Annotated in this window: 6 protein-coding genes and 2 pseudogenes; 3 read left to right on the forward strand and 5 right to left on the reverse strand. The window is 47.7% G+C overall.

From position 1 onward, the window contains the following. A pseudogene (locus tag ACP5KC_RS07450) lies at nucleotides 1-289 on the forward strand (hypothetical protein); the annotation flags it as partial. Then, on the forward strand, nucleotides 286-2382 hold the full coding sequence (locus ACP5KC_RS07455) for a glycoside hydrolase family 65 protein (protein WP_428287127.1): 2097 nt from the start codon (nucleotides 286-288) through the stop codon (nucleotides 2380-2382). The pseudogene ACP5KC_RS07450 and the gene ACP5KC_RS07455, both read left to right, overlap by 4 nt. A gap of 22 nt (nucleotides 2383-2404) precedes the next feature. Here the strand turns inward: ACP5KC_RS07455 and ACP5KC_RS07460 are convergent, their stop codons facing one another. The 5 genes from ACP5KC_RS07460 to ACP5KC_RS07480 all read right to left on the reverse strand — a co-directional run bounded on the left by ACP5KC_RS07460 (nucleotide 2405) and on the right by ACP5KC_RS07480 (nucleotide 7739). After that, the gene (locus ACP5KC_RS07460; RefSeq protein WP_428287128.1) at nucleotides 2405-3424 is read right to left on the reverse strand and encodes a TrmB family transcriptional regulator; all 1020 of its coding nucleotides are present in this window, start codon (nucleotides 3422-3424) and stop codon (nucleotides 2405-2407) included. Nucleotides 3425-3497: 73 nt separating this feature from the next. Further along, nucleotides 3498-4589 (reverse strand): ABC transporter ATP-binding protein, encoded by a 1092-nt coding sequence (locus ACP5KC_RS07465; RefSeq protein WP_424740713.1) that lies wholly within the window; start codon nucleotides 4587-4589, stop codon nucleotides 3498-3500. A 5-nt stretch (nucleotides 4590-4594) separates the two neighbouring features. Beyond that, on the reverse strand, nucleotides 4595-5437 hold the full coding sequence (locus ACP5KC_RS07470; protein WP_236944916.1) for a carbohydrate ABC transporter permease: 843 nt from the start codon (nucleotides 5435-5437) through the stop codon (nucleotides 4595-4597). Then, nucleotides 5438-6382: a carbohydrate ABC transporter permease gene (locus tag ACP5KC_RS07475; protein WP_424740710.1), complete on the reverse strand. Its 945-nt coding sequence runs from the start codon at nucleotides 6380-6382 to the stop codon at nucleotides 5438-5440. Nucleotides 6383-6416: 34 nt separating this feature from the next. Continuing rightward, nucleotides 6417-7739 (reverse strand): ABC transporter substrate-binding protein, encoded by a 1323-nt coding sequence (locus ACP5KC_RS07480; protein WP_428287129.1) that lies wholly within the window; start codon nucleotides 7737-7739, stop codon nucleotides 6417-6419. Between the two features lie 86 nt (nucleotides 7740-7825). Between ACP5KC_RS07480 and ACP5KC_RS07485 the strand changes: the two are divergent. After that, a pseudogene (locus ACP5KC_RS07485) lies at nucleotides 7826-8259 on the forward strand (hypothetical protein); the annotation flags it as partial.

Here is an 8259-nt window from a genome sequence, read left to right on the forward strand (position 1 = left end):
TCGTCTATCAGATCTCTTCGATTTTGATGTGAGTGGAAAGGGGGCTTCAAAGCTAGAAGTTTTCAAGGCCGCTTTTTCCGAAGCGTTAAGGATTACCTCAGGAAGAATATCCTGCGTCGTATTCTTCGATGATGCTCCTGCTGGGGTACGTGCAGCGAAAGAAGCGGGTGGAAAGGCTGTTGGATGCTTTGACCCGCAGCTTCGGGAGTACGGGGCCGATATAGTGATAGAGGATTTCTCATATTGGTCTCCTCGCGACCTAGTTGTTCGGCTGGGGTGTGAGTATTGAAGAAGAAGTTTACTTTTAGTGAAGAGTACTTTGAGCGAGAAACGATAGCTACGCTGACCACCCTCTCTAACGGCTACATTAGTGTTAGAGGAGATCCAGAGTTCTTGGAGTCCAAGCAGGGTACCTTCATCGCGGGCGTGTACTCGTACACCCCGGTTTTTTACAGGGAGCTTGTTAACCTCCCAAGGGCTCATGCAATCTACGCCGAGTTTGAAGGAGTTCCCCTCAAGCCTGAAAACGTGTTGTATACTCTCGACGTGGAGCATGGGCTCCTTGAGATAGAATCAACTCTAACGTCGCCTTTGGGAAGCTTCGCGTACAAGAGCGTTAGATTTGTTCACAAGAACATTAAAGGTCTTTTGGGTATAAAGGCCAGTATTAAGAGCTTGAATGCTCGTGGAAGGCTTTTCGTCAAAGCCCCTGTAGAGCTAGAGTTCTCAAACCCCTCTGTTCCACAAGAGGTCTCCGTGAGGCTCTTCAGGGTGGTATCACTAGAAAACAAGGCATATCCCAGGGTCGAGGTGGTAACAGCCGATGACAGATACAAAGTATATATTGCATCAGTTGCATCTTCGGTACCTGAGGCCCCAGTAAACAATTTTACGACAAATTCTAAGATAGGCCAGGTATTAAGCCTAGACGTACGCCCTGGAGACATATTAAACTTAGAAAGACTAGCGGTCTATGGGTTTGATTCCTCTACCGTTGACTCTGCCTTAACGAACGCCAAATCCAGGGGCCTTGAAGGCCTCCTGCAGGAACACATGAGAGAGTGGGAAAAGGAGTGGAGAGAGATAAACCTTAACGTAAGCGGGGATGAAGAATTAGCCGACTCACTCATCTTCAACACTTTTCACCTCCTCCAGATATACAATGATCAAAGCGACGTCTTTGCGATTCCCGCAAAAGGCCTCCACGGCTATGGTTATCGAGGCCACGTTTTCTGGGATACAGAGATATACGCCTTCCCCTTCTATCTATTTTTCAAGCCAGACGCTGCCAGGAAAATTTTGACATTCAGGTGTCGGCTACTCGAAGCGGCCATCGAAAACGCTAAGCGAAACGGCTATCGAGGCGCCCAGTATCCTTGGGAAAGCGCGGACGATGGGGTGGAGGCTACTCCAAGGGAAGTCCCCCTGGATCTCACAGGCTCTAAAAAAGTCAGAATATATACAGGTGATCAGGAGCACCATATAACTGCAGATATAGCTTACGCAGTGGACATGTACTACAGGTTTACCGGCGATAAGGACTTCCTCGCTGAATGCGGGTTAAGAATACTTGTAGAAACAGCGAGGTTCTGGACCTCACGCGTCGAATGGGACACGCGGCTAAGCAGGTACGTGATAAGGAACGTTATAGGCCCTGACGAGTACCATGTGGGTGTGGACAATAACTTCTACACAAATCTGATGGCTAGACACAATCTAGAGCTGGCCGCCAGCTATAGCAAGCGGGCACAATCAGACATCTCTCTCAGGCCTGTCCTCGACGAGTTAAGAGTTAGCAGTGAAGAAATTACGACATGGGAGAACATAGCAGAAGGGATCTACGTTAATTGTGGCGAAGATGGACTATGCGAGCAGTTTGACGGCTACTTCAAGCTAAAGGACTACAAGCTCGACCCAGGCGTTATCGGTGAGAAAAGCCTTCCCCCCAGTGTTCTACAATCCATCCAGGACTATCAGTTAATTAAACAAGCAGATGTTGTCGCAGCCATGTTTTTGCTCAGAGAAAAGTTTACCCGGGAGGTCATTGAGAAAAACTATGAATATTATCTTCCCAGGACAACCCATGCGAGCTCTCTCTCGCTGCCTATGTATGCGGCTGCTGCACTGTACATAGGTAGGATTGAGGAAGGGTTAAGAATGCTTAAGATTGCAGCCCAAGCGGATCTCGCAGACGTTTACAAAAACTCTAAGGATGGATTCCACATTGGATCGGCTGGCGGGGTGTGGATGGCTATCCTCTTCGGCTTGTTGAGGCTTCGCGAGGGAGAGACGATTACCTTCGAGGGACCAGAGAAAGCATATGGCTTGAAACTTTCCTTCAATATCAAATATCGAGGTAAGACTTACCGCGTAGAATTATAGATTCATAATTCATATGTAATTGTTATTTTTGTGCTATTATCTCGATTCTCCTAGCTTCTACGTCCTCAAGATAGGCTCCAATGCCTCCAACGGTCACCTCTCTGCCGTCGGCAAGCCTCACTGTAAGATATCCTATACTCCTAAACGAGTTTTCAAACTCCCCGACGACCTCACCCTCAAGCTCAACAAGTCTACCATCAGATGTTCGCCTGCCAATTACTCGGACGAACACTCGTCTTCCTTTCTCTCTCAGTATCCTGACGTGGTCGAGCGCTCTCGTCAGGTGAACATAGCTTCTCTTGTCGAGTGTGTCTAACCTGCTATGGATGAGCTTAGAGCCGGATCGAATATAGCTCAAATAATAGACAGCGAATATTTTGATGAGGTTTTCATCTGTTATGAGGTAGGATGTAGGCTTTCTAGTCTCCCAGTCTATAATGACAAGAGCATGTCTGAAATCCGGTATGAGCATGACCGGAGCTTTGGTGGGCTTAACCCTGACTTCATCGTAAAGTTTTAGGTTTCCAGTGGCCTCTTCAATGGCGTCATATAAGACTACGCAGGTAGAGAGAGGCTTTTTGGCGGCCTCCTCAAGTTCTTCTAATATCTCCAAGTATCCTGCAAATAGGAGCTCGTCACTTGCAATAAAAAATGAATCGCGAAGTAGGTTTAACGCTGATGTGTAACCAGAGGAAGTCCATACCCCTGCTTCTGTAGAGGCAGGTGCGTGAGAGGTAAGCTCTGCAAGAAAAGTTTCGAGAGCCTCGTCCTCGAGCTGGCGCTTTCTGTTCACATAATTCCGGAGGGCAACAGTGGGTGAGATAGCCTGAAATTTTCTCGGCCTGCCCTCGGATACCATGATTAGGCCTTTTTCCAGGAGCGATTGAACAATGTCATAGACCCTCGGCTGCGGTATCTCACTCTTCATAGCTAGCTCGGTGGCTGTGAGGGATCCATTGAGAACTAGGGTAATATATGCTTTAGCCTCGTAACTTGTAAACCCGAGTTTTTTGAGCAGTTCATGAAGAGATTCTGTCGACAAGGAGAGTCGTACCCGTAGAAGGGTATTAACGGTAAATAAAAATACTTTTCATGGATTCCTGGCCTACAAAGGTTTACGTCACTTCAAACTTGTAATCAGTTAAAACCTTTACTAGCTCATCAGTTGATGCATCGAAGATATACAAGGGACCGTCGAACAATAATGCGATATGTCCCTTTCCCTCTATCTTTGCGTCTAAGCCCCTTTGCTCGCTATAGGAAGTTATCTCTTGATCTTCTAGGAGAGCATGTACTATCACGCCGCCGCCTAGTTTTTCTACGCCTAGGAGTGTAGCTTTTATGCCCTCCTCGCTCCCGATTTTAACGTCTTGGGGGCGAATACCCAGTATTACATCCTGTGTCTCCTTTTTCTCGCCGAGCATCGGCGAGAAAATAGATAGCCTGCCCAATTGTATCCTACCATTTTGCAGCCGAGCCTTAAGAAGGTTCATGGGAGGCGTACCAATGAATCCCGCGACAAACGTGTTGACAGGATTATTGTATAGCCTTCCAGGAGTATCTACCTGCACGACTTCGCCCTTGTTTATTACGGCTATGCGGTCCGCCATAGTCATGGCTTCGGCCTGATCGTGCGTAACATAGATCGTCGTCGTGTTAAGCTGGTCGTGTAAGAGTTTTCTAAGCTCGAATCTAAGCCGTACGCGGAGCTTCGCATCAAGGTTGCTTAAGGGCTCGTCTAGGAGGAATACCTTGGGACGCCTCACTATAGCCCTAGCCAAGGCTACCCTTTGCTGCTCACCTCCGGACAGCTGGTATGGATACTTTTCCAGGAGGTGTCGTATCCCTAGCATCTCGGCGGCTTCGAGGACCTTGGTATGTATCTCTTCACGTGGGTATTTCCTCATCTTGAGCGGGAATGCTATGTTGTCGTAGACCTTCATGTGTGGGTAGAGCGCATAGTTCTGGAACACGAAAGCAATGTCGCGCTTACTGGGGTCTACCCTGTTCACCACTTTACCGTCTATAATCACTTCCCCCTCGTCAGGCTCCTCAAGGCCGGCTATTATTCGGAGCAGAGTGGACTTGCCTGAGCCTGAAGGTCCGAGGAATACGAAGAACTCGCCTTTCTGAATCTCGAGGTTTACGTTCTTTACAGCTATTAGGTCTCCAAACCTCTTCGTTACACCTTTGAGGCTTACGCTCACACGGATCACCCCTTCTTCGCAGACACGACCGTCCCTTTAATCATGTACTTGTTTAGAAGCACGTACAATATTATTGTTGGAGCCGAAGCTATGAGGCTCCCGGCTATAATTGGCGTGTACTCAGTCCACATGTTACGGCTAAATGCAAAATTCAGGCCGACAGGCAAAGTGAAGTTTTCAACGCTCCTTAAAAAGACGAGTGGCCCTAGAAAAGCGTTCCAGGAGCCCAGGAACTGGTAGATAGCCAACGCGCCTAACGCTGGCTTCGAGAGGGGCAAAGCTACATAGAAGAAGGATTTCAAGGGGTCTGCGCCGTCGATTCTTGCAGCTTCAAAGAGCTCCTTTCCAAAGGAAAGGTAGTATTGCCGCATCAGGTAAATGCCTGATACGCTTGCTGATCCAAGAAGCGCTAAGCCAAGCAGGTTGTCTATAAGCCCGAGCTTCGTGACCAGTATAAAGTTAGGTATGAGTGTGATGAAAGGTGGAACCATGAGGAGTGTAAGGAGGGCGCTGAAGAGGAGCTCTTTCCTAGGGAACCTTAAAATTGCGAAGGCATATCCCGCCATAGAAGCCGTGACAGTATTAGCAGCCACTATCAAAGCGCTTACAAATACAGTATTCAAGACCCACCTAGGAAAATAGGAGAGTCTAAAAAGCTTCAAGTAATTCTCTAGAGTGAATGGGTTTGGAATCCATTGGGGAGGGTATGCGGATGCCTGAGCCCAGGTCATGAAGGACGCGAATATTGATCTGACAAATGGCATCAGGTAGATAAGGGCTAGGATGCTCATTATTGTATAAGCAAAGAAGACATATAGAAGCGTGTACACGCTTCTACCCTTGTCCACTTAAACCACCCTTGCGAACTCAAGCTTTTTCTGCACGTAGTAGTTTAAAGTGAATATAATTGCGAACAAGAGGACAGCCTTGGCCGCAGCATACCCGTACCTAAGCTGGATGAAAGCAGTGTTGTAGATGTCCAGGGCTATAGTATAGCCTGCACCCCCAGGGCCTCCACCAGACCCCGCCATAACCCATGCAAGGTCAAACATTTGTAAAGCACCTATTGTTCCTAGAACAACTACATAAGTTATCAGAGGCTTTAATAGCGGCATCGTTATATGGACGAATCGGTTGAAGGCATTCGCACCGTCGATTCTTGCAGCCTCGTAAACCTCTCTCGGGAGGGCCTGCAAGCCCGCAAGGAACGTAACAGAGAAATGAGCGCTTGTCCCCCATATTGCTACTATGGCTATCGCAGGCAGGAGGAAGTTCGGGTCATTTAGCCAGTCAGGCTTAAACCCCGCGGTTAGAGCCGAAACAAAGTAGTTTATAAAACCATCCTTCATGAAGAGCCATATAAAGATGAGTGATACTATCACGGGGCAGGTTGTTGCTGGTAGAAAGTATGCTACTCTGAAGAAGTGTGACCCTCTAATCTTCTGGTTTCCTATAACGGCTAGAACGAGGGCAAGAAGGGTTTGTATAGGCACTACCATGGCCGTATAGATCAAAATGTTCTTAAGCCCATTGAAGAATGGCTCGCGTAAATAGACAAGCGTTGGAGAAGTAATCAACTCATGGAACCCTTTTGCTATCTCCAGAAACATTTCGTAAAAGTTTCTGAGTCCAACGAATCTCATGGGTGTCAGAATATCCCACTCGAAGAGGCTCAGGGTAAAGGCGAACATCATCGAGAAATAGCCGAAGAAGAAGTTGAGAGTTAAAGGGTATAATGTGAACAAGATAAAAACTAGAGCTTCTATTCTTCGGGACTCCTCAAAAAAAGACATATTTTTTAATCCCTCCCGTTTTAAAATTCTTCTTTCAGCCTTTAAAGCTTTGTGAAACCTTGGTTTTCAAAAGTGAAAGAGCCTCAGACGCGCTGACCTCGCCTCTAACAGCAGCCTGGAGAACCTGGTTGAACTGGCCCTCCAGGTCGCCTGTCTTGGGCCCGTAGAAGAAGACCTTAACTATGTTGTACTTTCCGATGTTGCTTAGCTCCTTTGCGTGTGAGGGCCAAAGGTTAGGGTCGTTAGCCAGAGACTTTATCGAGGGTAGGGTATGACCCATCTTGACGACTAGTTCACGCTGGCCGTCAGGCCCCTCAATGAACATTAGGAACTTTATTACAGCGTCGATATTCTCAGTCTTCGAGTTCACGCCGAGCGCGACAGTGTATGCCATTGTTGCTCTCCCTGAAGAGCCCTGTGGGATCAACGAAAGATCCCAGTCGCTTCCATATTTAAAGTTCGGGAACTGGTCGGCAATGTAAGGTATCATCCAGCTTCCCTCGATGGTCATCGCAGCAAGCTCCTTACCAAACGCTTCTCCCGACCACCCGGCGTTTACATCAGATGGTATGACTATCCATCCCTCCTTCCTCCCTTGCTGGAATAGCGTGATGAAGTTTGTTAATGCTGTCTTAACAGCTGGATTGTCAAAGTAAGCAGCATCGGCAGCGCTGCTAAAGGTGGGCGGCGGGGCTCCGTTAGACATCAAATATGGGAGCCAGCGGTTAAACTCCGCGTGTATGACGAGTCCAGGTTTTCCGGTCTTCTGGTATATAGTTTTCGCAGCGTTGAAAAGGTCTTGCCATGTCCAGCTCTCGGTTGGCTCAGGCACTCCTGCCTGGGCGAAGAGCTTCTTATTGTAGAATAATGAGAGGACGGACCAGTCCTTGGGCACTCCGTAAAGCTTTCCATCTGATCCCTTGAAAGGCTCTAACAGGAATGGATAGAACTGGTCTACAAAGTCCTTGGGGAGCTTATCCCCTATCGGGTATACAGCTCCCTTAGATATGAAGGTTGGTGCCCACGCGGAGTCAAGGTAGAATACATCCGGCGCGGCTCCTGCAGCGTAGCTTGCAAGGATGTTCTCCGAGAACATCTGAGTTATGACCTCATACTTGACTATTATGTTGGGGTTTTGCTTTTCAAATAGGTCAATCATCTTCTGGTAGCTTTTCATCTCAGTCTCTCCTGCACTCCAACCCGCGAAACGAATTACAACGGTCTGGGAGGGTGTGGGTGCTGGGCGCTGCAGGAGGAATACAGCGCCGACAATAAGGGCAAGTATTACGATGGCAGCGGCAAGGATCAAAGTAGAGCTTGTCTTCTTGCCCTTCTCAGGGCTTCCTTGGGTTGTCAACCCCTTCACCAAGAAATTTACTACCAAAAGTAGTATTTAAACCTTACTCAAAAAGCTTCATAAAAAAGGCTTTATATTTAATGATTATGAGCAATGAGAAAAAATTAGAGAAAAACGACGCATTGACAAAGAAACTCTACTCATTGTACAAGGAATATTATCACCGTCTTTCCGGCCTCAGAAAATCATCGACAGAAAAGGTCTTCAAACGGGTAGGCTTGATAACTCCAGCCTCTCTGAAGATAACCAACTATGTTCGTGAACACCCATCTGCGGCCTTCAACCCCGGTGCCATCTTGCGTGGGAGAGAACTCTTCGTTTATCCTAGAATCGTCTTTGACTATTACTGGTATGTATCATCCATAGGCGTTTTCTCGCTGGACATCCAGGCCTCGCTGGAGGGCCTGTTGCCCGAAGAAATTCCTACACGGATAGTGATCTATCCTTCCAGAAAGGAGGACATGAGGGGGTGCGAGGATCCAAGGGTTCAAGAGCTCGACTCGAAGACTTACATTTTGTA

The organism is Infirmifilum sp., from assembly GCF_049970975.1.
Classification (GTDB): domain Archaea; phylum Thermoproteota; class Thermoprotei; order Thermofilales; family Thermofilaceae; genus Thermofilum; species Thermofilum uzonense.

Coding starts and splice junctions, on each gene's coding strand:
- ACP5KC_RS07475 (WP_424740710.1), bottom strand. CDS start 6,382: ATGTCTTTTTTTGAGGAGTCCCGAAGAATAGAAGCTCTAGTTTTTATC.